Annotated in this window: 26 protein-coding genes and 1 riboswitch; of the genes, 7 read left to right on the top strand and 19 right to left on the bottom strand. The window is 66.8% G+C overall.

Translation table 11 applies throughout. The features are described 5' to 3' along the window. Window positions 1-125: 125 nt before the first annotated feature. The 5 genes from AC4EEV_RS02650 to fabF all read left to right on the top strand — a co-directional run bounded on the left by AC4EEV_RS02650 (window position 126) and on the right by fabF (window position 5,176). The gene (locus tag AC4EEV_RS02650) at window positions 126-1,370 is read left to right on the top strand and encodes a PucR family transcriptional regulator (RefSeq protein ID WP_491330091.1); all 1,245 of its coding nucleotides are present in this window, start codon (window positions 126-128) and stop codon (window positions 1,368-1,370) included. An 88-nt stretch (window positions 1,371-1,458) separates the two neighbouring features. After that, the gene (locus AC4EEV_RS02655) at window positions 1,459-2,388 is read left to right on the top strand and encodes an ACP S-malonyltransferase (RefSeq protein WP_206073900.1); all 930 of its coding nucleotides are present in this window, start codon (window positions 1,459-1,461) and stop codon (window positions 2,386-2,388) included. Further along, a complete protein-coding gene (locus AC4EEV_RS02660; protein ID WP_018759985.1) occupies window positions 2,385-3,446 on the top strand; it encodes a beta-ketoacyl-ACP synthase III in 1,062 nt (353 codons plus the stop codon). The genes AC4EEV_RS02655 and AC4EEV_RS02660 overlap by 4 nt, the downstream gene beginning before the upstream one ends. 76 nt (window positions 3,447-3,522) lie before the next feature. Next, window positions 3,523-3,768, top strand: a complete 246-nt coding sequence (locus tag AC4EEV_RS02665; protein WP_009359314.1) for an acyl carrier protein — start codon at window positions 3,523-3,525, stop codon at window positions 3,766-3,768. Between the two features lie 172 nt (window positions 3,769-3,940). Continuing rightward, a complete protein-coding gene (fabF, locus tag AC4EEV_RS02670; protein ID WP_285247744.1) occupies window positions 3,941-5,176 on the top strand; it encodes a beta-ketoacyl-ACP synthase II in 1,236 nt (411 codons plus the stop codon). A 111-nt stretch (window positions 5,177-5,287) separates the two neighbouring features. On the opposite strand, the gene AC4EEV_RS02675 is transcribed toward fabF, so the two are convergent. From AC4EEV_RS02675 to AC4EEV_RS02755, 17 genes are all read right to left on the bottom strand, one after another. Next, window positions 5,288-5,791 (bottom strand): DUF3145 domain-containing protein, encoded by a 504-nt coding sequence (locus AC4EEV_RS02675; RefSeq protein ID WP_026264214.1) that lies wholly within the window; start codon window positions 5,789-5,791, stop codon window positions 5,288-5,290. Window positions 5,792-6,026: 235 nt separating this feature from the next. Further along, entirely contained in the window at window positions 6,027-6,953 is a 927-nt protein-coding gene (locus AC4EEV_RS02680; RefSeq protein WP_491330092.1) for a tyrosine recombinase XerC, read from the bottom strand. Between the two features lie 47 nt (window positions 6,954-7,000). After that, a complete protein-coding gene (gene dprA / locus AC4EEV_RS02685) occupies window positions 7,001-8,134 on the bottom strand; it encodes a DNA-processing protein DprA (protein WP_491330838.1) in 1,134 nt (377 codons plus the stop codon). A gap of 110 nt (window positions 8,135-8,244) precedes the next feature. After that, complete coding sequence (locus tag AC4EEV_RS02690; protein WP_018759990.1) at window positions 8,245-9,789, bottom strand: YifB family Mg chelatase-like AAA ATPase; 1,545 nt, start codon at window positions 9,787-9,789, stop codon at window positions 8,245-8,247. After that, window positions 9,789-10,145 carry a YraN family protein gene (locus AC4EEV_RS02695; protein WP_018759991.1) on the bottom strand — a complete coding sequence of 119 codons (357 nt, stop codon included), beginning with the start codon at window positions 10,143-10,145 and terminating at the stop codon, window positions 9,789-9,791. Before AC4EEV_RS02695 ends, AC4EEV_RS02690 begins: the two co-directional genes overlap by 1 nt. 102 nt (window positions 10,146-10,247) lie before the next feature. Continuing rightward, complete coding sequence (locus tag AC4EEV_RS02700) at window positions 10,248-10,574, bottom strand: DUF2469 domain-containing protein (protein WP_018759992.1); 327 nt, start codon at window positions 10,572-10,574, stop codon at window positions 10,248-10,250. Window positions 10,575-10,622: 48 nt separating this feature from the next. Further along, on the bottom strand, window positions 10,623-11,411 hold the full coding sequence (gene rnhB / locus AC4EEV_RS02705) for a ribonuclease HII (protein ID WP_240617729.1): 789 nt from the start codon (window positions 11,409-11,411) through the stop codon (window positions 10,623-10,625). A 2-nt stretch (window positions 11,412-11,413) separates the two neighbouring features. Beyond that, a complete protein-coding gene (lepB, locus tag AC4EEV_RS02710; protein ID WP_491330093.1) occupies window positions 11,414-12,241 on the bottom strand; it encodes a signal peptidase I in 828 nt (275 codons plus the stop codon). Beyond that, window positions 12,242-12,919, bottom strand: coding sequence for a signal peptidase I (gene lepB / locus AC4EEV_RS02715; protein ID WP_109044994.1), 678 nt, complete (start codon window positions 12,917-12,919; stop codon window positions 12,242-12,244). It abuts the gene before it with no gap. A gap of 84 nt (window positions 12,920-13,003) precedes the next feature. Beyond that, window positions 13,004-13,363 (bottom strand): 50S ribosomal protein L19, encoded by a 360-nt coding sequence (gene rplS, locus AC4EEV_RS02720; RefSeq protein ID WP_018759996.1) that lies wholly within the window; start codon window positions 13,361-13,363, stop codon window positions 13,004-13,006. A gap of 244 nt (window positions 13,364-13,607) precedes the next feature. Next, a complete protein-coding gene (gene trmD, locus AC4EEV_RS02725; protein WP_133830842.1) occupies window positions 13,608-14,420 on the bottom strand; it encodes a tRNA (guanosine(37)-N1)-methyltransferase TrmD in 813 nt (270 codons plus the stop codon). After that, on the bottom strand, window positions 14,421-14,966 hold the full coding sequence (rimM, locus tag AC4EEV_RS02730; protein WP_133830843.1) for a ribosome maturation factor RimM: 546 nt from the start codon (window positions 14,964-14,966) through the stop codon (window positions 14,421-14,423). Window positions 14,967-15,085: 119 nt separating this feature from the next. Continuing rightward, window positions 15,086-15,328 carry an RNA-binding protein gene (locus AC4EEV_RS02735; RefSeq protein WP_018759999.1) on the bottom strand — a complete coding sequence of 81 codons (243 nt, stop codon included), beginning with the start codon at window positions 15,326-15,328 and terminating at the stop codon, window positions 15,086-15,088. Between the two features lies 1 nt (window position 15,329). Continuing rightward, window positions 15,330-15,752 (bottom strand): 30S ribosomal protein S16, encoded by a 423-nt coding sequence (rpsP, locus tag AC4EEV_RS02740; RefSeq protein ID WP_018760000.1) that lies wholly within the window; start codon window positions 15,750-15,752, stop codon window positions 15,330-15,332. A gap of 219 nt (window positions 15,753-15,971) precedes the next feature. Continuing rightward, window positions 15,972-16,427: a hypothetical protein gene (locus AC4EEV_RS02745; RefSeq protein ID WP_018760001.1), complete on the bottom strand. Its 456-nt coding sequence runs from the start codon at window positions 16,425-16,427 to the stop codon at window positions 15,972-15,974. A gap of 162 nt (window positions 16,428-16,589) precedes the next feature. Next, entirely contained in the window at window positions 16,590-17,465 is an 876-nt protein-coding gene (locus AC4EEV_RS02750) for a VOC family protein (protein WP_491330094.1), read from the bottom strand. A 100-nt stretch (window positions 17,466-17,565) separates the two neighbouring features. Then, window positions 17,566-18,648: an amidohydrolase family protein gene (locus tag AC4EEV_RS02755; RefSeq protein ID WP_491330095.1), complete on the bottom strand. Its 1,083-nt coding sequence runs from the start codon at window positions 18,646-18,648 to the stop codon at window positions 17,566-17,568. Window positions 18,649-18,728: 80 nt separating this feature from the next. Continuing rightward, window positions 18,729-18,836, top strand: a riboswitch (TPP riboswitch). Between AC4EEV_RS02755 and thiC the strand changes: the two genes are divergently transcribed. Then, window positions 18,832-20,682 (top strand): phosphomethylpyrimidine synthase ThiC, encoded by a 1,851-nt coding sequence (thiC, locus tag AC4EEV_RS02760; RefSeq protein WP_491330096.1) that lies wholly within the window; start codon window positions 18,832-18,834, stop codon window positions 20,680-20,682. (Overlaps the previous riboswitch by 5 nt.) Here thiC and AC4EEV_RS02765 read toward each other — a convergent pair. Together AC4EEV_RS02765 and ffh are read right to left on the bottom strand one after the other, a co-directional pair. Beyond that, complete coding sequence (locus tag AC4EEV_RS02765; protein WP_018760005.1) at window positions 20,679-21,413, bottom strand: alpha/beta hydrolase; 735 nt, start codon at window positions 21,411-21,413, stop codon at window positions 20,679-20,681. The genes thiC and AC4EEV_RS02765 overlap by 4 nt on opposite strands. 42 nt (window positions 21,414-21,455) lie before the next feature. Then, window positions 21,456-23,039 (bottom strand): signal recognition particle protein, encoded by a 1,584-nt coding sequence (ffh, locus tag AC4EEV_RS02770; RefSeq protein ID WP_018760006.1) that lies wholly within the window; start codon window positions 23,037-23,039, stop codon window positions 21,456-21,458. A gap of 84 nt (window positions 23,040-23,123) precedes the next feature. Here ffh and AC4EEV_RS02775 point away from each other — a divergent pair, with 84 nt between their 5' ends. Beyond that, entirely contained in the window at window positions 23,124-24,542 is a 1,419-nt protein-coding gene (locus AC4EEV_RS02775) for a glucose-6-phosphate dehydrogenase (RefSeq protein ID WP_491330097.1), read from the top strand. Window positions 24,543-24,564: the final 22 nt, after the last annotated feature.

A 24,564-nucleotide genomic window follows, 5' to 3' on the forward strand; every position in this document is an offset into this window, starting at 1 on the left:
CCCTCCATCACGGAGGGGGCCGCCGTTGTCCGTTCCGGGGTGCCTGCCTGCTGTGACGGAGCGCAAAGCGGATTGTAGCCTTCGCACAAATGGAGCTTGCGCGGTGGGGGCCGTATGCTCAAAGAATGCCAGCACCAGCCAGCCCGTCCGCCAAACGGAAACCGAGCCCGCCGAAGGTCACACCGGAGAAGTCCGAAACCCTAAAGCAGCTGCGGGCCAACGTCGGCCAGCTTTCCACAACCACCATGCGCAAGCTTGAGCAGTCGCTGCCCTGGTACAGCCGGCTCAGCTCCGACGAGAGGTCGGCCCTGGGCATGGTGGCCCAGAACGGGATCGCGGCATTCGTCACCTGGTACGAGCGTCCAAGCTCTCCGTCGTGGATCCTGACGGATGTGTTTGGGACGGCGCCCACGGAACTGACCCGCTCCATCAGCCTGCAGAAGGCGTTGCAGCTGATCAGGATCGTGGTGGAGGTTGTCGAGGACCAGGTTCCCGTCATTGCGCCGGAGGCAGACCAGCCGTCCCTGCGCGAAGCAGTCCTTCGGTACTCGCGTGAAGTCGCGTTCGCCGCAGCCGATGTCTACGCCCGGGCCGCCGAATCGCGGGGATCCTGGGACACCCGGCTGGAAGCCCTGATCGTGGATGCGATCCTTCGGGGTGAAAACACAGATGCGCTCCGCTCCCGCATCGCGGCCCTCGGCTGGAAGGCGCAGGAGCGTTTCACGGTCATGGTGGGAAACTCGCCGTCCGAACCCAGCGCCAGCTACGTGAGCGAACTGCGGCGGATGGCCGGGCGTTTCGCAGAGGACGCACTGGTGGGGATCCAGGGCGACCGGTTGATCCTCATCCTGGGCGGGGTGCAGGACCGCGAATCGGCCTATGTGAAGCTGAGCGAAATGTTCGCACCCGGCCCCGTGGTCTACGGCCCCGAGGCCGGTTCCCTGCTGGAGGCCAGCGGATCGGCGCAATCGGCGTTTGCCGGCCTCACTGCCGCCCGGGCGTGGCCGTCGGCGCCTCGGCCGGTAGCGGCCGACGATTTGCTGCCGGAACGGGTGATTTCCGGCGATGATGCCGCACGGCGTTCCTTGGTCAAGAATATCTACCGGCCCCTCGTGGCAGCGTCCAACGGCCTGGTGGAAACCCTGGGAACCTACCTTGAGCTGGGACATTCGCTGGAGGCAACGGCACGGGAACTCTTCGTCCACGCCAACACCGTCCGGTACCGGTTGAAGCGCGTTTGCGACGTCACCGGCTGGGACCCGCTGCTGCCCAGGGAGGCGTTTGTGCTCCAGGCAGCGCTCGTGGTGGGCCGCCTTTCTGCCCCGCCAAAGGCCGCCACGGAGCGGCAGTCGTCCCGGAACCAAGTGTGAGTCATTGTAGACTTCCTACAACCTGACCCCGTGAGCTTGGTGCGGTGAAACACCGCTGGATCACACAGTAATTTGGAAAGCTGGTTACGTGCTTGCAATAGTCTGCCCTGGACAGGGCTCGCAGACCCCGGGTTTTCTGGCCCCTTGGCTGGAACTACCTTCGGTGGCAGGCCAGCTGGCCGCCCTGAGCGACATCGCGGGGATCGACCTGATCGCCCACGGGACCACCTCCGACGAGGAAACCATCAAGGACACTGCCGTTGCGCAGCCCCTGATCGTTGCCGCAGGCCTGGTCACGGCGGCTTCCCTCTTCGACGTGGAGCTCAATTCCCTTCCGGTTATCCTCGCCGGCCATTCGGTGGGCGAAATCACTGCTGCCGCCCTCGCCGGCGTGCTGACCGAGCAGGAAGCCATGACCTTTGTCCGCGAACGGGCCAACAGCATGGCCGCCGCGGCTGCCGTCACGCCCACCGGCATGAGCGCCGTCGTGGGCGGCGACCCCGCCGAGGTGCTGGCTGCCATTGAGTCAGCCGGCACGGCCCCCGCGAACGTCAACGGCGCCGGCCAGACCGTTGCGGCCGGAACCTTCGACCAGCTGAAGGCGCTGGCCGCGAACCCGCCTGCCAAGGCCCGGGTGATTCCGTTGAAGGTGGCCGGTGCGTTCCACACCAGCCACATGGCACCGGCCGTTGACGCGCTTAAGGCGCTGGCGCCGCAGCTGAACCCGGCAGCCCCCAAGGTGCCCCTGCTGTCCAACTACGACGGCGGCGAGGTCACCGACGGCGGTGCCGCCGTCGAGAGCCTCATCGCCCAGGTTTCCCGCCCGGTGCGGTGGGACCTCTGCATGGACGCGATGGTCAAGCGCGGTGTCACCGGACTCATCGAACTCGCCCCCGCAGGCACCCTGGCCGGACTCGCCAAGCGAGGCATGCCCGGCGTCAAGACGGTAGCGGTCAAGACTCCCGAAGACCTCTCTGCCGCCCTGGCACTGTTCGCAGAACTGGAGGGGAACGCATGAGCGTCCCCACGCTGAAGCAGGCTCCCATCCATGAGCACACCCGCATCCTCGGACTGGGGGCGTACCGTCCGGACGTCATCGTCACGAATGAAGACGTGTGCCAGTGGATCGACTCCTCCGATGAGTGGATCCGCCAGCGCACCGGCATCGTGACCCGGCACCGTGCGGCCGCGGACGTGAGCGTGATCGACATGGCTGAGGGCGCTGCCCGCGAGGCCATGCAGAAGGCCGGGATCGAGCCTTCGCAGCTCGGCGCCGTCATCGTGTCCACCGTGACGCACCCGTACGCGACACCCTCAGCCGCTGCCAGCCTGGCGGACCGCATCGGCGCTACGCCGGCACCGGCCTTCGACATCTCCGCAGCCTGCGCCGGTTACTGCTACGGCATTGCCCAGGCCGACGCCCTGGTCCGTTCCGGCGCTGCCAAGTACGTCCTGGTGGTGGGCGCGGAAAAGCTCTCGGACGTCATCGACAACCGGGAACGCACCATCTCCTTCCTGCTCGGGGACGGCGCCGGCGCCGTCGTCGTGGGTCCCTCCGACACTCCCGGCATCGCCCCGTCGGTGTGGGGTTCGGACGGCAGTAAATGGGATGCGATCGGCATGACCCGTTCCCTGCTGGACGTCCGCGATCTCGGCATGGCGGCCCGGCAGTCCGATTCCACCGGCGACCTTGCCCTCCTTGAAGAAGCGCAGGAACTTTACCCCACGCTCCGGCAGGACGGCCAGACCGTGTTCCGCTGGGCCGTGTGGGAGATGGCGAAAGTTGCCCAGCAGGCGCTCGACGCTGCCGGCATCGAGGCGGAAGACTTGGTTGCCTTCATCCCGCACCAGGCGAACATGCGCATCATCGACGAGATGGTGAAGAAGCTGAAGCTGCCCGAGACGGTTACAGTGGCACGGGACATTGCCGACGCCGGCAACACGTCCGCGGCCTCCATCCCGTTGGCAACGCACCGTCTCCTGCAGGAGAACCCCGGGCTGAGCGGCGGGCTGGCGCTGCAGATCGGTTTCGGCGCCGGGCTGGTCTTCGGCGCGCAGGTAATTGTCCTTCCCTAGATACGCCCAAGGGCCGCGACCGCGACCCGACCGTTTCCGGCAGCCCCTGCCGGCAATACAAGAAAAGGAGCCACCAATGGCTAGCAACGAAGAGATCCTGGCCGGCTTGGCTGAAATCGTCAACGAAGAGACCGGCCTGGCCCCGGAGGCCGTCGAGCTGGACAAGTCCTTCACCGAGGACCTGGACATCGACTCCATCTCCATGATGACCATCGTGGTCAACGCCGAGGAAAAGTTCGGCGTACGCATTCCGGACGAAGAGGTCAAGAACCTCAAGACCGTCGGCGACGCCGTCAGCTTCATTGCCGGAGCACAGGCCTAATCCAGGCTACCGCCGTCTCACGGCTTGGCTGGGCTGCCGATCCGGATTGACCGGATCGGCAGCCCGCCGCATCTAACCGGCACAGTGCCCCGACCGGGACTGGCCGATCATCAAATGTGCGGGACCCTGCGGTTGGCGCAGGCGGATTCCCCACCGACGAAAGAGTGATCCCATGACGCGCAAAGTAGTCATTACCGGTCTGGGTGCCACCACGCCCATCGGCGGCGATGTACCCACCATGTGGAACAACGCCCTCAAGGGGGTCTCCGGTGCCCGCACCCTGGAGGACGACTGGGTAGCCAAGTACGAGCTCCCCGTCCATTTCGCTGCCCGCTGCAGCACACCCGCGCTGGACGTCCTGAGCCGGGTTGAAGCAAAGCGGATGGACCCATCCACGCAGTTCGGCGTCATTGCGGCCCGTGAGGCCTGGGCCGACTCCGGCATCACCGAATTCGACCAGGACCGGTTGGCTGTTGCGTTCGCCACCGGCATTGGCGGGGTCTGGACCCTGCTGGATGCCTGGGACACCCTCAAGGAGAAGGGCCCGCGCCGGGTCCTGCCCATGACCGTTCCCATGCTGATGCCCAATGGCGTGGCCGCGGCCGTCAGCCTGGACCTGGGCGCCCGAGCCGGCGCCCACACCCCGGTTTCCGCATGCGCCTCAGGCACCGAAGCCATGCACCTCGGCCTCGAACTCATCCGCTCCGGCAAGGCGGACGTAGTGATGTGCGGCGGCGCAGAAGCCGCAATCCACCCCATGCCGTTGGCGGCCTTCGCATCCATGCAGGCACTGTCGCGCAGGAATGACGAGCCCGAGCGCGCCTCCCGTCCCTACGACACCGACCGTGACGGCTTCGTGATGGGCGAAGGGGCCGGAGCGCTGGTCCTGGAGGCCGAGGAGCACGCCCTGGCCCGTGGAGCACGCATTTACGCCGAGCTCGCCGGTACGTCCGTCACTGCAGACGCGTACCACATCACCGCTCCGGATCCCCAAGGCCTCGGCGCCACCCGCGCGCTCAAGGCAGCGATGTTCGACGGCCGTATCCAGGCCGAGGACGTGGTGCACGTCAACGCCCACGCGACGTCGACCCCCGTAGGCGACAAGCCGGAATACACGGCACTGCGTGCCGCCCTGGGCAGCCACGTGGACAACGTGGCGGTTTCCGCCACCAAGTCGCAGATGGGGCACCTCCTGGGCGCGTCCGGCGCGGTGGAGGCGGTCCTGACCGTCCTGGCCGTCCACGAGCGCAAGGCTCCGGTCACCATCAACCTCGAGAACCAGGACCCTGAGATCCCGCTTGACGTTGTCACCTCGGCCCGCGACCTGCCTGCCGGGAACATCGTGGCGCTGAGCAATTCCTTCGGGTTCGGCGGCCACAACGCCGTCGTGGCCATCCGCAGCATCTAGCCCCCGTCCGGCAGAACGCCTGGACAGCAAAAGGAGGCCCCGCCGGCTGGCGGGGCCTCCTCTTGTGCTATGGATTAGTACTCGTTTGGCCGCCCGGGCGGACGACGGCGGTCAGCCCACCTGGTGCAGCCAGCGCACGGGGGCGCCTTCGGCAGCGTGGCGGAACGGCTCCAGTTCCTCGTCCCACGCCTCGCCCAGGGCCAGCGAGAGTTCGTGATAGACGGCAGCGGGATCGCCCGCACCTGATTCGTAGGCGTAGCGGATGCGGTCCTCCGACACCATGATGTTGCCATGCACGTCGGTGACGGCATGGAAGATCCCCAGCTCTGGCGTGTGCGACCACCGGCCGCCGTCCACGCCCTGGGTAGGCTCCTCGGTCACCTCATAGCGCAGATGCGCCCAGCCACGGAGGCAGGACGCCAGCTTGGATCCCGTGCCGGGGGTTCCGGTCCAGGAAAGCTCCGCACGGAACATTCCGGGCGCGGCAGGCTGCGGGGTCCACTCAAGGTCCGTCCGCTTATCCACCACAGCCCCGATTGCCCACTCGACATGGGGGCACAGGGCTGTAGGGGCTGAGTGAACAAACAGCACACCGCGGGTCATTGCAACAGACATTCCATCCTCCATAGCTCTAGGTACGTCTTCCCCAACGACCTCTGCCCGGATGGAACTGCCGTGCCCTGCACTGCGGCGGTGGTTCCCGATATTCAGGTGTATCAGACTAAGCTGTGTCCGGACTTGCCGAGCCGCATGAAGCTCAGGGAGCTTCAAGCGGGACTTGAAAGTTGCCGGACGTGACTCTCATTGTGCCGTACCCCGTGGAATTACGCCAGTGCGATGAGCCACACCGTCAGGCCCGGGGGTGAGCCTGCTGGTAGCTCTTCCGCAGGCGGTCAACCGAGACGTGCGTATAGATCTGGGTCGTGGCGAGGCTGCTGTGGCCAAGGATCTCCTGCACGGCACGCAGGTCCGCGCCGCCGTCGAGCAAATGGGTTGCAGCGGAATGCCGCAAGGCGTGGGGCCCGGACACGGAAGTGTCACCGAGGGCACCGAAAAGAACGTTGACCAGGGTGCGGACCTGGCGTTGGTCAACCCGGCCACCGCGGGCACCCAGGAACAGCGCCGGCCCGCTGGTGCCCGTCGCCAGGGCAGGGCGGCCCCGCCGCAGCCAATCGTCAACAGCGAGGGCGGCCGGCACACCGTAGGGCACGGTACGTTCCTTGTTGCCTTTGCCAATGACCCGCAGCGTCCGGCGGTCCGGGTCCAGGTTGTCGACGTCCAACCCGGCAAGTTCACCTACCCTGATGCCCGTGGCGTAGAGGAGTTCCACGATGGCACGGTTCCTGACGGCCAGCGGGTCACCGTCCAGTGCCGAGTTTTCGAGCCCTTCCAGCATTCGCGCCAGCTGGGAGGCCTGGAGTACTCCCGGCAATGATCCTTCGCGCTTGGGGGCTTTCAGGCGCAGGGCGGGGTCCGTCTCCAGAAGTTCTTCCCGGAGGGCCCAGGCAGTGAATGCCCTGGCCGTAGCGGACCGGCGCGCCAGCGTTGAGCGTGCGGCACCCGCCGAGCTCTGGCTGCCGAGCCAACGGCGGAAGGTTCCTAGTTCAAGGTCCTTCAGCCCGGTCGCGCCCTCGGATGCGGCGTGCGCCAGGAGGCTCCGCAGGTCCCCCAGGTAGGCACGCCGGGTATGCTCCGACACGGCCCGCTCCCCCGACAGGTAGGCGGCAAATGCGTCCAGTGCCGAGCCGAGCTCCTTGGGCAGTTCGTCATGGTCCACTCCTACACTGTCTCAGGCTTGCCCTCGTTCACCGCAGCCGGACACGGTCATACCTTGCCTCGTTTCCAGCCGCCGCGTTCAGAGACGGCCAGTCCGAGCAGCCCCAGCCGGCCGAGGCCGGCGCGCACCGAGTCCTGTCCCAAGCCGGCCACCGCCGAGAGCTTTTCCACCGACGTGGTGGAGCGCAGCGGAAGTGCATCCAGCAGGATCAAGTCCTCCAGGGTCAGCCCGTCCTGCACGGCGGCTGCACCTGGCCGTTGTTCGGGCAGCCCCGCTCCGCTGGGCGCGGCGAGTTCGGCCACTTCCGCGGCATCGGTGACGCAGACCGCGCCACCGTCCCGCAGGAGCCGGTGGCAGCCGGCCGAGTTGGCACTGTGGACTGATCCGGGGACCGCCCCCACTGCCCGCCCCAGGGTTTCGGCGTGGTGGGCTGTGTTCAGCGCACCGGAGCGCCACCGCGCTTCCACCACCACTGTCACTGACGAAAGCGCAGCAATCAGCCGGTTCCGCTGCAGGAACCGGTACCGCGTGGGAGCCGATCCCGGCGGTACCTCCGCCAGGACCGCGCCTTGGTTGGCCACGGCCCGGAGCAGGTCCTCGTTTCCCGACGGATAGAACCGGTCCACTCCGCCGGCCATCACAGCGATGGTCGGGACGGCCGAGGATCCTCCCGCGAGGGCGGCACGGTGCGCGTGTGCATCGATGCCGTAGGCGCCGCCCGACACTATCGTGAAGCCCCGTTGCGCCAGCGAGTATGCCAGATCCCCTGTTACCGCAGCCCCGTAGCTGGTGCTGTCGCGGGAACCTACCAGGGCGATGGACATGGCTGCGTCCGGCAGCGGGTGTTCCTGACCCCGCCACCAGAGGCACAGGGGCTCCTGGATGCCGAGGTCGGCCAGCTGGGAGGGCCACAGCTCGTCCGTGGGAATGATCAGGCGGCCACCCAGCCGTGCCATCGTGGCCAGGTCACGTTCCGGAGCCAGGTCAGGGATCCGCGGCTGCCAGCGCTTCAAGGCTGCAGCCATTCCCGCCCAGCTGCTCGCCCCGCTGTCAGCCAGCAACGAGGTGATTTCACGCTCCAGGTCAGCCCCGGCCGTGACCCGACCGGTGGCAATCCGAAGGGCATCCGTTGCCCCCGCAACATGCACGAGGGCCAGGCCTGCGGCGTCCTGGGGCTCCATGAGGCGGGACAACGCTGCCCGGGCCAACCGCTCGTCAACCTTTGCTGGATGGTTTGCCGAATCGTTTGCCACGCGCAGTTCCTTTAGTTCGTTCACGTTTGCCGTCCTCCTCACGCCACCGCCGCGGCAGCCTGCCGTAAGCCAAGCGCCTGCCCGATGTCGTTGGCGTCCGGCAGGTCCCGCCGGCCCAGGTCGGCCAAGGTCCATGCCAGCCGGAGGACGCGGTCATAGCCGCGGGCGGTCAGGACCCCGCGCTCCAAGGCCTGGTCCAGGATCCGGGTGGCTGCCGGAGCGAGTCGCAAGTCACCGCGCAGGATGCGCCCCGGGACCTGCGAGTTCGTTTCCAGGCCAAAGCACCGCAACCGCTCTCCCTGCCGCTCACGTGCTGCCCTGACCCGCAGTGCGACCGTTGCGGTATCTTCCTCCCGGCCGGCCTGCCCGAACTCGGCCAGGGAGACCCTTTCCACCTGCAACTGGATGTCCACCCGGTCCAGGAGTGGGCCGGACATCCTGGCGAGGTAACGGCGGCGCATCACGGGGGTACACGTGCAGTCCAGGCCTTTGCCGGAGGCCTTCCCGCACGGGCAGGGGTTTGCGGCCAGCACCAGCTGGAAGCGGGCCGGGTAGGCGGCAGTCCCGGCCGCCCGGTGGATCACCAGCTCACCGCTCTCCAGGGGCTGACGCAAGGCATCGAGAACCCGGCGTTCATATTCCGGGGCCTCGTCAAGGAACAGCACGCCGCGGTGGGCGCGGGATGCCGCCCCCGGCCGCGGAAGTCCTGAACCGCCTCCGATGATGGCCGCCGCAGTGGCTGAGTGGTGCGGGTTTTCAAAGGGTGGCCGGCGCAGAAGCTGGACCGCGGACGCCGGCAGGCCGCACAGCGAGTGGATGGCCGTGACCTCCATGGACTCATGGTCACCAAGATCCGGCAAAAGGCCCGGCAACCGTTCCGCAAGCATGGTTTTACCTGCCCCGGGCGGCCCCGTGAGGAGCAGGTGGTGTGCCCCTGCGGCAGCCACTTCCAACGCCTGGCGTGCCTCGGACTGGCCGGCAACATCGGCCATGTCCGGACACGGCCCGGCCGCCGGGTGTCCATCGTCAACATCGTCGGCGTCGTCCGGTTCAAAGTCCAAGGCGAGCTCCTGCGGATCCGCCCCGAAGTCCAGGGCCAGGCGCGCCAGCGTGCGGTAGCCGCGGACACTGGCGCCAGGCACGAGCGATGCCTCGGCAAGGTTTGCCTGCGCCACCACGACGTCCGGATAGCCGGCTTGTACCGCGGCCATTACGGCAGGCAGGATTCCCCGCACCGGCCGCAGCCGTCCGTCGAGGCCGAGCTCGGCAATGAAGACGGTACGTCCGGTGGCTTTGACATCGTTCGATGCCCTCAGCACGGCCATGGTGACCGCGAGGTCGAAACCCGAACCACGTTTAGGCAGCGACGCCGGGATGAGGTTGGCGGTGATCTTCCGGCGGCTGAGCGGGATGCCGGAGTTCTTCGCGGCAGAACGGATCCGTTCCTTGGCTTCGTTGAGGGCCGCGTCCGGGAGCCCGAGGATGACGAAAGCCGGCAGTGTTTGGCCAATGTCGGCCTCCACTTCGACCACGTACCCGTTCAGGCCTACCAGGGCGATGGAGTAAGTCCGCCCCAGGGCCATCACCCAACCCCCTTGAGGTGCTCCACCACAGGGTGGCCGCCGCCGTCGTCCACCACGGCGATAACGTCCACGCGGCGCAGGGGCATCCGCAATTCCCGGTCGCGGCACCAGGCGGCGCCGAGCCGGTGCAGGCGTGCCAGCTTCTCCGGCCCCACGGCTTCGAAGGGATGGCCAAAGTCCAGGGAGCGGCGTGTTTTGACTTCTGCGATGACCAGCGCGTCACCGTCAAGGGCCACGATGTCGATCTCGCCCTCGGTGCATCGCCAGTTGCGCTCCACCACCAGCATTCCCAGCGTTTCCAGATAACCGGTGGCGAGGTCTTCGCCGCGCCGGCCCAGCAGGTCCTTCGATTTCATGTCTACCTCCGGAACCAGCTTGGCGGCGAACCGCTGCAGGGCACAGAAAGGCCCTGCCGTATGTGGACAGGGCCTTTCTGTGGAGGAAGAGTCGGAGCGCTGCTAGTTGCCCAGGTCCACGTCCTTGGGCAGGGCCAGCTCCTCGTTTCGTGGCAGTTCTTCGACGTTGACATCCTTGAAGGTCAGGACCCTGACGCTCTTGACGAAGCGCGCTGAGCGGTAAACGTCCCAGACCCAGGCGTCCTGGAGGGTCAGGTCGAAGTAGACCTCGCCGTCGGCGCTGCGGGCCTGCAGGTCCACGTGGTTGGCGAGGTAGAAACGCCGCTCGGTCTCGACAACGTAGGTGAACAGGCCGACGACGTCGCGGTATTCACGGTAGAGCTGAAGCTCCATGTCGGTTTCATAGTTCTCAAGATCCTCGGCACTCATGCTTCCATCTTGCACCATGTCCGGGGGCGCCGGCGCCGGGAGCAGGACTCAGGCTTCGTCCCGCGCGTCTTCGTCAGGAGATTCGGTGCCCTGCAACTCGCCGCCAAGCAGCCGCCAACTGACCCGGTGGTAGGGAGTCGGTCCGGCTGCGCGCAGGACATCACGGTGGGCTGCGGTGGCGTAACCCTTGTTGATGTCCCAGCCGTAATCCGGGTACTCGAGGTGCAATTCTCGCATCATCCGGTCACGCTCCACTTTGGCGATGACGCTCGCTGCGGCCACACTCAGGCACTGCATGTCCGCTTTGACCTTGGTGTGGACGGGCGCTTCACAGGCGGCTTCCACCACCGGCTGGTCGAACAAGGAAAGCTGCTCTGCCGGGGAAAGCCAGTTGTGGCTTCCATCCAGCAGCACCGCTTCCGGAATGATTCCGGCTCCCAGGATGGCCCCCCAGGCACGGGTTCCTGCCAGCCGCAGGGCTGCAATGATGCCGAGCGAATCGATCTCGGCGGCGGTCGCATGGCCAACCGCCGACGCAACGCTCCAGCGCCGCACCAACGGTTCCAGCCGCTCGCGCTCGGCCGGGCTGAGGAGCTTGCTGTCCCGCACGCCCGCCAGCGGTTTTTGGCGCTCCAGGTCCACGACAGCAATTCCCACGCTGACCGGCCCGGCAAGCGCACCGCGGCCCACCTCGTCAACGCCGGCCAGGAGCCGCACGCCCTGGGCCTTGAACGTACGCTCGTGCCGCAAGGTGGGCGCCTTGGCCCCGCGCGCCGGCGTGGCTCCGACGCTTCTGCGCGGCGCTGCTGCGGGGACGGTGCGGGTGGCGGACGGCATGGTCAGCGGGCCGCCGGGACGTTGCGGAACACGTCCGGGTAGTTGTCCAGGGTCTTGATCCGGTTCAGCGGCCACGCTATGACGGCGGCCTTGCCCTCAAGGTCCTTGAGGTCGATGAAGCCGCCGTCGTTTTCCATGTGTGACCGGGAATCCGCCGAATGGTTACGGTTATCGCCCATCACCCACACTTTGCCCTCCGGAACGGTGACGTCAAAGTTACGGACCTGCGGGACTTCGGCGGGGTTGATGTAGGTCTCGTCCACGGCTGTTCCGTTGATGGTCAGTTTACCGCCGGCGTCGCAGCACACCACGTGGTCGCCGGGCAGCCCGATGACCCGCTTGACCAGGTGCTGGTCGGTGTTGTCGGGCAGCAACCCCACAAACGTCAGGCCGTCCTGAACCCAGGTGAACGGCCCCTGGGTTTTTGCTGCTGTTGGCGGCAGCCAGCCCTTGGTGTCGCGGAACACCACCACGTCCCCTCGGCTGAGCGCAAACGGCTCCGGGACGAGGAGATTGACGAAGATCCGGTCGTCCACATCAAGGGTGTTCACCATGGACTCGGACGGGATGAAGAACGCCCGGAAGAGGAAAGTCTTGATGAGGAAGGACAGCACAACGGCGATGACCACGACGGTGGCAATCTCCTTGAGCCACCCGAGCAAAGGGTTGCCCGTGGCCTTTCCGGCCGGTTTGGAGCGGGAGCCGCCCTTCCGGTGGGAGTTCGTGCCGGCCTCGGGACTGTCGCCCGGCTCTGCGGGGGTTGGAACGCCCTGGTTCCCTGCGGCGCCGTCATGGCGCGGTTCAGGATTCCGCGCTGGGTTCTCGGGCATTTACCGTCCGTTCTGTGTTGTCGGCCCCACCACTGGCGGCCGCTCTACTGGAGCAAATCTATCAAGGGGCCACAGGATCTGGACCGGCCGGCCGACGACGCGCTCCAGCGGGACCATGCCGCCTCCTGGAGCTCCCAGCAGGCTGCGCGAATCGGCGGATACCGACCGGTGGTCCCCCATCAGCCACAACCTGCCCTCGGGGACCACCGAGTTGAACTTCTGCGTGCTCGGGACCTCTCCGGGAAAGATGTACGGCTCATCCAGCGGTACCCCGTTCACGGTGACCTTGCCGCCCGCGTCGCAGCAGACCACCGTATCGCCTGGGAGGCCTATGACCCGCTTGACGTAGGTGGTGTCGCTCCCGGTGAGGCCCAGCCACTGGGCGAGGCCGCCCGCTGCGTCCATCAGCGGACCCCTGCCGCTGTTCAGGGGCGCGAACGTACCGCGTCCGTCAAAGACGACGATGTCCCCGCGCCTGATGGGGTCGGCCTGGAAATCGGTGCGCGAGACCAGGATCCGGTCACCGCCTTGGAGTAGCGGCTCCATGGACTCGGAGGGAATGTAGTAGACATCGATCCACAAGGAGCGCACCACGCCGCTGATGGTGACGGCAAGGACCAGGGCCAGGAACACAAAACGCCAGCCCATGGTGCGGGGCTGGCGTTTTGTCTGGTGCATGGTCCGTATCCTGGCGCTGGTGGATTGCTCCGGCGCTGGCCGGTCACGGCCGCGTCCCAGCCGAGTGGCAAGTCCGAAAGGAACTTACTTGCCGGTGGCGAAGTCGCGCTTTTCCTTGATCTTCGCAGCCTTACCGCGCAGTGCGCGCATGTAGTAAAGCTTGGCGCGACGGACGTCACCCTTGGTAACGACCTCGATCTTTTCGATGATCGGGGAGTGCACCGGGAAGGTACGCTCCACGCCGACACCGAAGGAAACCTTGCGGACCGTGAAGGTTTCGCGGACGCCATCGCCCTGGCGGCCCAGGACGAAGCCCTGGAACACCTGGACACGGGAGTTCTTGCCTTCGATGATGTTCACGTGGACCTTGAGGGTATCGCCCGCGCGGAACTCGGGAACATCGTTGCGCAGCGAAGCTGCATCGAGGGAATCGAGAATATGCATGGTTGCACTCCTGGTGAACGCCACAGGTCATTCACTTTGGGTCACGGCAGGCAGGTCCGGCCGCCGAAAAGCGGGCCGGATTGTTGCCGCCGAAGTAAAGGGGTCCGGCCGCTTCAATGGTTGATGAGGCCGGTTGTCCGGCTGTTGGCCGCGCTACCCCCTGTGGCAGGTGCGGACCCAGCAGACACAAAGACCAATTTTGCCACAGTGCAGGGGTTACGCCAACTTGGGTCCGGCGCGGAAGCTATTCCTGTACCCCCGGCCCGGCGTCCGGGCGGCGGGCCAACCTCCCGGCCACGATGTCATACCCCAGGTCGTGCAGTTCGGTACGGTCGGCACGCGGAAGATTGCCGGCGTCGAACGCCTCCAGGAGGTCCGGGCGGCGTTCGGCCGTCCTCCGGTATTGCTCGTGCCGGCGCCACTGCGCGATCTTGCCGTGGTTTCCGCTGAGCAGGACCGCGGGGACCTCGCGGTCCCGCCACACGGACGGCTTGGTGTAGACCGGATATTCCAGCAGGCCGTCGGAGTGGGACTCCTCAACCAAGGACTCAGGGTTGCCCACCACACCCGGCAGGAGCCTGCCGATGGCCTCGACCATGGCCAGGACAGCGACTTCCCCGCCGTTGAGCACGTAGTCGCCAAGGCTTACGGGGCGGACGGTGAAGTGCTCCTGCGCCCACTCGATGACGCGCTCGTCGATGCCTTCATAGCGGCCACAGGCGAAAGCAAGGTGCTCTTCCTCTGCCAGTTCATAAGCCAGAGCCTGCGTGAACCTCTCGCCGGCGGGAGATGGAACGATCAGGACAGGTTTGTGCTGCGGATCGGGACGGCCCTGGGCCACCGCTGAGAGGGCCTGCGCCCACGGTTCGGGCTTCATGACCATCCCCGCGCCTCCGCCGTACGGAGTGTCGTCCACGGAACGGTGCTTGTCGGTGGTGAAGCTGCGGAGGTCGTGGACATGCAGGTCCAGGATCCCGTCCTGGCGGGCCTTGCCGATCAGCGAGAGCTCCAGCGGGGCAAGGTATTCGGGGAAGATGCTGACGACGTCGATCCGCATCTATTCCCGGCCTTCGGGTTCCGGGGATGCGGCGTCGCCGGCGTTCAGTTCAAAGAGGCCGTCCGGCGGGGTGAGCAGGACGAAGCCCTCCTCAAGGTTGACCTCGGGCACAATCTGCTCCACGAAGGGGACCAGGATCTCTTCGCCCGCCGGGGTGGTCACGGTCAACAGGTCCTGGACGGGCATGGTGGCCAGGGCTGTCACCTTTCCCACCACCTGTGAGCCGACCCGCGCCTGGAGGCCGACGAGTTCGTGCTCGTACCAGCCTTCGTCGTCATCTTCCTCGAGTTCTTCCGTCTCGATGAAGAGCTTGGCGCCGCGGAGGGTTTCGGCCTGGTTCCGGTCCTTCACTTCCGCGAAGCCCAGGAGCAGGATGTCCTTGTTCCAGCGCGCACTGTCCAGCGTCAAGGGCCCGGACGCGGCGGGTTCAACGACGAACTCCGTGCCGGGGACAAACCTGTCGTCGGGGGCATCGGTCAGCACCTGGACCGTGACTTCCCCGCGAATGCCGTGCGGCTTGCCGATCCGCGCCACCTGAAGCTGCATCTGTTCCTCTGTTCCGGGTTGTGGTTGGTGTGGGGTGAAAGCACTGTGTTGATCAAAGCAGTCCGGCCCCTCCACCAGGTGGTGGAGGGGCCGGACCAAAACTGAAAGTTGCCGAGCGCTCAGCGGCGGCGGTCGGTATCGACGACGTCGACCCTGACCGGTTCGCCGCCGGCCAGTGCTGCCACCACGGTGCGCAGTGCGCGTGCGGTGCGGCCCTGGCGGCCAATCACCCGTCCGAGGTCATCCTGGTGAACCCGCACCTCGAGGGTGTCCCCGCGGCGGTTGTTCTTCGAACTGACCTTGACGTCGTCCGGGGAATCAACGATTCCACGGACCAGGTGCTCCAGCGCTTCTGCCAGCAATCTACTCAGCCTCGGTGGTCTCAGCTTCGGCGTCGGCCGGGGCCTCGGCAGCGTCAGACTTGGAGGCCTTTTTGGTGATGGCTTCCGGGATGATGACCGAGCCCTTCTCGGGAGCTACGAAAGCGTCCTTCGCGACCTTGGTCTTGAGGGTGCCTTCCTGGCCCGGGAGGCCCTTGAACTTCTGCCAGTCACCGGTGATCTTCAGGATGGCGGCAACCTGCTCGGACGGCTGGGCGCCGACGGACAGCCAGTACTGGGCACGCTCGGAGTTGACCTCGATGAACGAGGGCTCTTCGGTGGGGTGGTACTTGCCGATCTCCTCGATGGCGCGGCCGTCACGCTTGGTGCGTGAGTCCGCGACGACGATGCGGTAGTACGGGGCGCGCATCTTGCCGAAGCGCTTAAGGCGAATCTTTACGGCCACTTTTGTGGTCACTCCTGTTTCAGAAAAGGGGTGAACCCGGCGTTCTGCACCCGTGGGGCGGGCCGTACTTGCGGGTTCGAAGGACAGGATCCGGACGCGGAGAGAGGGGCCACGCAGATCGAGTACCTGTTTATTGTGCCAGATCAGCGAACTTATTTCGACTCGGCGTTGACGCGCTTCGCGCCGGCACCGGCCGCGGGATCCGCCCTGCGGCGCCGGTCAGGCGGACCAGACGTACAGCCCGGTCCGCTCGGCGTCGTCCAACCCGGCCGCGAGCCTGGCGAGCTGCTCCACGTAGGTCCGGGCCTGGGCCGCGCCGAAGGGCATGTCGTCCTGCGCGGCCCACTGCTCGGCGACGTCTTCGAGGACGTTGCCCTCGCCTTCGGTCTCGTAGGACAGGAGGTCGGCCAGCGCACGGACCATGGCAGGCGGAACTGCCAGGAGGGAGTCACTGGCGACGTCCACCATGGTCAGCTCATAGTCGGCACCACCGGCGTGGACAGCAGTCCCGGCGAGGTCGCCGAGCTGTTCGATTTCGAAGTCGCTGACTCCCTCGATCCGCACGGCTTGGCTGCCAGGACCGACGTTCGCCGCGGGCGCGCTCCCTGCATCAAGGAGGCCGGCGCGTTTGAGCGCGGCGTCATGGGTGGCAACAAAGATCTCGGTGAAGCCCATGGCTGTTTGCCCTTCTTCCGTTGGCGGAACTGCGCGCCGGGCGCTGCCCGCGTCCCGGCCGTACTAAATCAGCCTAGTAGCTGGGCACCGGCAGGCGCACGCGCCGGGCCGGGCCGCACGGGACAGTTCTCGGCACTGGCCGGCCTCCGCCGGCAGCGCAGCTCAGCGGACGGCCACCCGCAGCCGGTTGCGCCACGGATCCTCGAACCGGAGTTCGGCGCCGGTGTGGTGCGCGGTCACTCCGGCGACCTTGAGGCGGTCAGCCAAGGCGCCGACGTCGTCCCCTGAAGGAACTTCGATGAGGACTTCGCCCAGCCCAAGGGTGTCCTTGCGGGGGCCGGCCCCGCGGCTGTTCCAGACGTTCATCGCCATGTGGTGGTGGTACCGCCCGGCGGAAACGAACAACGCCTGCCTGTGCCAGCCCGCCGTCTTTTCGAAACCGAGGGTGCCCACGTAGAAGTCGCGCGCCGTCTGGACGTCTCCCACCTGGAGGTGGACGTGCCCCACGCCTGCGGCCGTCACGCGCTGGCCCTCAAGCGATTCCTCGGTGAGGTGCTGCTCCAGGTAGCGCTGCGGGGGCAGGGCGAGGCTGTCCATCACCACGTCCGTCCCGTTCCAGGACCAACTGCTGCGTGGCCGGTCCCAGTACAGTTCGATGCCGTTGCCTTCCGGATCGGTGAAGTAGAAGGCTTCGCTGACCAGGTGGTCGGCGCTGCCGGTGAAGGACATCGGCTCGCATTGGGCCGCGGTGGCGATGGTGGCGGCAAGGGAGGCCTGGTCTTCAAACAGCAGCGCGGTGTGGAAGAGTCCGGCCTCTCCCCTGCCGGGCAGGTTCAGCCCGGGGGCCGGGGCCAGGTGCACCAGGGGGCGGCCAAGGCGGCCGAGGTACAGTCCGCCGTCCTGCTCGGCCACCACCTCCAGGCCGAGTGCGCGCTGGTAGTAGTCGGTCATGACCTTCATGTCCCCCACTTTGAGCATCACCGTGCCCATGGCGAGGTCGGCAGGAAGCAGGTCCTGGCTGTTGGCTGATGCGGTCATTGGAGGCTCCTTGGATTGGCGGCCGTCCCGATGGCGGCCTGTCACTTCTTAAAATTACTTGAAGCTTCAATTTATTCCAAGTCCCGGGCGCCACGTTGGGTCAACGGATAATGCGGCCGCCCAGCACGACGTGTTCCAGCCTGCCGATGGTCTCCGGGACCGCCCGTGGATCCTCACGACAGACGATCACATCGGCGCGTGCGCCTTCTTCCAGGCCGTGCGCTCCGAGCCAGCGGCGGGCTGCCCAGCACGCTGCATCCAGTGCTGCAGTCATCGGCAGGCCCGCACCGTGCAGGGCGAGGATTTCGTCCGCGATGCTGCCGTGGCCGATGACGCTGCCGGCGTCTGTTCCGGCGAAGATGCGCACCCCCGCTGCGTGGGCCTCGGCCACGCGCTCCAGCCTCCGCTCCCAGAGGGACCGCATGTGGGCTGCGTACCGTGGAAACTTCGGCTCCGCTTGGGCGGCAATGTCCGGGAAGGTGGCGATGTTGATGAGGGTGGGCACGATCGGCACGCCCTGCCCGGCGAACCGGGGCAGGTGCCGTGGCAGCAGCCCGGTGGCGTGCTCGATGCAGTCGATGCCGGCGTCGAGCATCTGGTCCAGGGTGTCTTCGGCGAAGCAGTGGGCCGTCACCCGGGCACCTTCGTCGTGTGCAGCCTGGACCGCGTCGCGGACGACGGCGGCAGGAAAGGACGGCGCCAGGTCACCGGCGCCCCGGTCGATCCAGTCCCCCACCAGTTTGACCCAGCCGTCCCCGTCCCGGGCCTGCTTGCGCACGGCCTCAACGAGGTCCTCGGGTTCGACCTCGTGGGCGAAACCGCGCAGGTAACGCCGGGTCCGGGCAATGTGCCGGCCGGCGCGGATCAACACCGGGAAGTCCGCGCCGCCCTGCATCCAGCGCGTATCGGCGGGCGAACCCGCATCACGGACCAGGAGGGTTCCGGCGTTGAGGTCCGCAAGCGCCTGTTCCTGCGCTACGGCGGCCTCCACCGGACCGGCCGGCCCCAGCCCGATATGGCAATGGGCGTCCACGAAGCCCGGCAGTACCCAGCCGTCGAGTACCCGGTCGGGTGGCTGTGCGGGCCGGCGGAACGTGAGCTTGCCGCCCACGGACCAGAGTCCCTGCCGCAGGCTGTCCGGTGCAGCCAGGACGGGTCCGCGAAAGTGAATTATTCCTGCCATCCGGGCATCCTTTCGTTGCCCGGTCAGGCTAGCATCATCGATTGTTACAACGGGCTTCCGGAGGGCTGTGGTAGCTTCGTTGCTGACCACACGGGTGCCCCTGCAGGGGCTGAGATCGGGCTGCCGCAGCCTGCGACCGTTGAACCTGTCCGGGTAATGCCGGCGAAGGAAGTGAGTATTCCCTTGAGTACACAAAACACCCAGTTGAACCCTGCCCTGGTGCCGTCCGGTTCCGATGCGGCCAACGGTCCCGGCACCGGATCCAGTGGCGAATCCCACGTCCAGGTGACGCAGTCGCTGAAGTCGCATTCACTGGCTTACATCGACGACGCCGGTTCCGGCATCCGGGTCCCGGTCACCGAGATCGCGCTGGAGCCATCACCCAACGGGCAGCCGAACGCACCTTTCCGGACCTACCGGACGGCCGGACCGGGAAGCGACCCCGTCCGCGGCCTGGAGCCCTTCCGTGCCGAATGGATCGTGGCGCGCGGGGACACCGAGGCCTACACCGGCAGGGAACGCAACCTGCTCGACGACGGCCGCTCGGCCGTGCGCCGGGGCGCTGCCTCCGCGGAGTGGAAGGGCGCCCGGCCGGTGCCCCGCCGCGCCGTCGACGGCCATACGGTGACCCAGATGCACTACGCCCGGCAGGGCACCATCACGCAGGAAATGCGTTTCGTGGCGCTGCGGGAAAACTGCGACGTGGAACTGGTCAGGAGCGAGGTAGCCGCCGGTCGGGCCATCATCCCGAACAACATCAACCACCCAGAGTCCGAGCCCATGATCATCGGCAAGGCGTTCCTGGTGAAAATCAACGCCAACATCGGTAATTCTGCCGTGACGAGCTCCATCGCCGAAGAGGTGGACAAGCTGCAGTGGGCCACCCAATGGGGTGCCGACACGGTGATGGACCTGTCCACGGGGGACGACATCCACACCACCAGGGAATGGATCATCCGCAACTCCCCTGTCCCGATCGGAACGGTTCCGATCTACCAGGCACTGGAAAAGGTCAACGGCGAAGCCAACGCGCTGACCTGGGAAATCTTCCGGGACACCGTCATTGAGCAGTGCGAGCAAGGTGTGGACTACATGACCATCCACGCCGGTGTCCTGCTGCGGTACGTCCCGCTCACCGCCAACCGGGTGACGGGCATCGTCTCGCGCGGTGGTTCCATTATGGCCGGCTGGTGCCTGGCCCACCACCAGGAGAACTTCCTGTACACGCATTTTGACGAACTTTGCGAAATCTTCGCGAAGTACGACGTCGCGTTCTCCCTGGGGGACGGGTTGCGGCCCGGCTCCACGGCGGACGCCAACGACGCGGCGCAGTTCGCTGAACTGGATACGCTGGCCGAGCTGACGCAGCGCGCGTGGGAGTACGACGTCCAGGTGATGGTCGAAGGCCCAGGGCACGTGCCGTTCCACCTGGTCCGGGAGAACGTGGAGCGGCAGCAGGAGCTGTGCAAGGGTGCGCCGTTCTACACGCTCGGTCCGCTGGTGACCGATGTCGCGCCCGGCTACGACCACATCACCTCGGCAATCGGGGCCACTGAAATCGCACGGTACGGCACCGCCATGCTCTGCTACGTCACGCCCAAGGAACACCTGGGCCTGCCCAACAAAGACGACGTGAAGACCGGCGTCATCACGTACAAGATTGCGGCCCATGCAGCGGACCTGGCCAAGGGCCACCCGGGGGCGCGCGAGCGGGACGATGCTTTGTCCAAGGCACGGTTCGAATTCCGCTGGCGCGACCAGTTCGCGCTGTCGCTGGACCCGGAGACGGCGGAATCGTTCCACGATGAGACGTTGCCGGCCGAACCCGCCAAGACAGCGCACTTCTGCTCCATGTGCGGACCCAAGTTCTGCTCGATGCGGATCAGCCAGGACATCCGGAATGAATACGGCTCGGCTGAGGCGCAGGCGGCGCTCACTGAGGCGGCGTCGGGGATGCGGGCGAAGAGCCAGGAGTTCCTGGCCGCCGGCGGCAAGGTCTACCTTCCGGAGTTGCAGGTGCCCGCCGGCAGTTAGGAGGCCCGGGCCGGCTCGCTGCGGCTGACCTCGCCGATGAACTGCCTGATGGTCCGGTCGCCTTCCACCGAATCATGGGGCCGGTGCCCGCCCGCGGCAACGCGGTGCAGGGCACCGGTCTCCCGCAGGTAACCGGCAATCTCCTCGTACAGCGGCTCCCAGCCCCCGGTCAGGACCAGAGTGGGGACCCCGGGAACAATATGCAGGGGCGCTTCCCACGACGGGACTTGGAGCCGCAGCCGGCGCGCGGACCGTTTCTCCTCCGCGGTGGCAGGCTGCTGCAGGTCCGTGGCATAGACCCGCCGGACGAACTCCCGTTGGAAGTCCTCATCACTGAGCTGGTGGCGGACCTCGAGAAGCGGCTTCATCAGGCTGATGTGTGCCGCCGTGGCCGGCAGCTCCGCGGTCAGGGAGAGGCACGCCGGTTCCACCAGGGTCAGGGAGTAGACGAGGTCGGGGCGTTCGACGGCCGCCATCATGGCAGGAATGGCTCCCTGGGAGTGCGCCACCACGTGTCCGCCGGCGGCGCCGCGGCCATCATCGGCCAGGGACCGCAGCACGATGGCAGTGTCCTCGGCAAATGATGATTCCACCGGCTCCGCGACGGCGTCATAGCCCTGGCGGCGAAGGAACAGGGCGTCGAAGGACAGCGCCATGCCGTGCTGGCGGGGCCACGCGGCGGCGCCGAAAGCACCGGCGCCGTGCACGAAAACTACCCGCTGCTTGAACATGACCCAACCCTATTCCACGGCACCGACATCCGTGGGGAACCGCTACTTGCCCAGGAACTTGTCGAAGCCCTTGGGGAGGTTCAACTGCGACGGATCGAAGTCGCCGCCCTGCTGGCCGAACGCGGCACCGGTGGGCAGCGCCTTGCCCGCATTGGCGCGCCGGGCCTCGGCCTCCTTGCGTTCCTGCGCAGCCTTGGCCGGATTGCCGGACTTCGCCTTCTTCTTCGGCGCGTTCTTGGCGTTCTTGCGCGCACCCCCACCGGCACCGGGCATACCCGGCATCCCGGGCATTCCCGGCATGCCGCCCTGGGCCATCTTCTTCATCATCTTCTGGGCCTGCGCAAAGCGTTCCAGCAGGCCGTTGACCTCGGAAACGTGGACGCCGGAGCCGCGGGCGATGCGCGCCCGGCGGGAGCCGTTGATGATCTTCGGGGCGAGGCGCTCGTGCGGCGTCATGGACCGGACGATTGCCTCGACGCGGTCGATTTCGCGCTCGTCGAACTGCTCCAGCTGCTGCCGGATGTTCTGCGCGCCCGGCATCATCATGAGCATCTTCTTCATGGAGCCCATGTTGCGGATCTGCTGCATTTGGGCGAGGAAGTCCTCGAGGGTGAAGTCTTCCTGGTCGGCGAACTTCTTCGCCATCCGGGCTGCTTCGTCCTTGTCCCAGGACTTCTCGGCCTGCTCGATGAGGGTGAGGATGTCGCCCATGTCCAGGATGCGCGAGGCCATCCGGTCCGGGTGGAAGAGTTCGAAGTCGTCCAGGCCTTCGCCGGTGGAGGCGAACATGACCGGCTTCCCGGTCACCGAGGCGACCGACAGTGCGGCACCGCCGCGCGCATCGCCGTCGAGCTTGGACAACACGATGCCGGTGAAGTTGACGCCCTCATCGAAGGCGAGGGCCGTGTTGACCGCGTCCTGGCCGATCATGGAGTCGATCACGAAGAGGACTTCGTTCGGGACGATGGCGCGGCGGATCTGGCGGGCCTGCTCCATCATGTCCGCGTCGACGCCCAGGCGGCCGGCGGTGTCCACGATCACGACGTCGTGCAGGGTGCGCTTGGCTTCCTCGACGCCGGCACGGGCGACGGCGACCGGGTCACCGGCAGGGTGGTCCAGCTCGGTGGACGTGGCGCCGGGGTGCGGGGCGAAAACGGGCACGTTGGCGCGCTGGCCCACCACCTGGAGCTGGGTGACGGCGTTGGGGCGCTGGAGGTCGCAGGCCACCAGCATGGGGCTGTGGCCCTGGGCCTTCAGCCACTTGGACAGCTTGCCGGCCAGGGTGGTCTTGCCTGCACCCTGGAGGCCGGCCAGCATGATGATGGTGGGTCCGCTCTTGGCCAGCCGGATCCTGCGGGTTTCGCCGCCCAGGATCTCCACGAGTTCCTCGTTGACGATCTTGACGATCTGCTGGCTGGGATTCAGGGCAGCCGAGACCTCGGCGCCGAGGGCACGTTCGCGGACCTTCCCGGTGAACTCGCGGACCACCGGAACGGCGACGTCTGCGTCCAGCAGGGCACGGCGGATCTCGCGGACCGTGGCATCGACATCGGCCTCGGTGAGGCGGCCCTTGCCGCGGAGATTTTTGAAGGTTGCTGTCAACCGGTCAGAGAGTGAATTGAACACGCGCCGTGAACTTCTTTCAAGAGATGATCGGGACTCGACTACCTAGGGTATCAAGTCAGCCACGTCAGATGGCATGCTGGCAAAATGACGAGCCAAACATCTGTGCAGACCTTGCTCATCCTCGGCGCCTCCGGCGACCTCACCGGCCGGCTCCTCCTTCCCGGCCTTGCCCGGCTGGCGGCGGCGGGCCGGGCGGAAGGGCTCCGGCTGGTGGGTGCCGGATCGGATCCCTGGACCAAGGAACAGTGGCAGGACCGGGTCCGCTCGTCCTTCGCCGCCGCAGCCGGCGCAGGGGACGGCCCGGGGAAGGAAGCCCTCGAAGCACTGCAGCAGGAAACGGCGTACCACCAGGTGGATGTCACGGCCAAGGGTGCCCTGGCGTCCCTGCTGGCAGGGCTCAAGGGCCCTGTGGCCGTCTACTTTGCACTTCCGCCCCGCATCAGCCAGCAGGCCTGCGAGACACTCCAGCCGGAGGAGGTTCCCGAGGGCACCCGGCTGGTCATGGAGAAGCCGTTCGGTTCCAGCGAGGAGTCGGCGCGCTCCTTGAACCGTACGCTCGCCCGACTGGTTCCGGAGGACCACATCCACCGCGTGGACCACTTCCTGGGCAAGGCGACAGTGCTTAACATCCTGGGCCTGCGGTTTGCCAACAACTTCCTGGAGCCGGTGTGGAACCGGCAGCACGTGGAGAAGGTGGAGATCTTCTTCGATGAGGACCTTGCCCTTGAGGGCCGGGCCCGCTACTACGACGGTGCCGGCGCGCTCCGCGACATGATCCAGAGCCACTTGCTGGAGGTCATGGCCCTCATGGCCATCGAACCTCCAGCCACTATCGGCGAGCGCGACCTCCGCGACGCGGTATCCAGCGTGCTGCGGGCCAGCAGCGTCCGTACACCGTTCACCGGCACTACCCGCCGGGCGCGCTATACGGCGGGATCGATTGCAGGGAAGGCCGTCCCCGACTACGCAAAGGAGGAGGGAGTGGATCCCGGCCGAGGAACGGAGACGCTTGCGGAGATCCAGGTGGACATCGACAACTGGCGCTGGCGGGGAGTGCCGTTCATCCTGCGTTCCGGAAAGGCGCTGGGCGACAAGCGCAAGGAGGCGGTGGTCACCTTCCTTCCCGTACCCCACCTGCCGCGGGGATTCACGGGGGTGGACTCCCCCAACCAGCTGCGGATCGGGTTTGGTCCGGACACGCTGGAGTTCGACGTCGACGTCAACGGCCCGGGGAACATTTTCAGCCTGGGCCGGGTCACCTTGGAGGCGGAGTTGAGTGCCTCAGACCTGCTGCCGTACGGGGAGGTGCTGGAGGGCGTCCTGACCGGAGACCCGTTGCTGTCTGTCCGCGGCGATACCGCGGAGGACTGCTGGCGGATCGTGGAGCCGGTGCTCACGGCGTGGGCGAAGGGTGAGGTCCCGTTGGAGGAGTACGACGCCGGTTCGGCCGGCCCGGCATCGTGGCCCACCAACCGCGAAACGGGCGCGGGCGGCGGCGACTGATAAGGGAAGGGCACCAGCACAG

The sequence above is a fragment of the Pseudarthrobacter sp. MOO14 genome, from assembly GCF_058267675.1.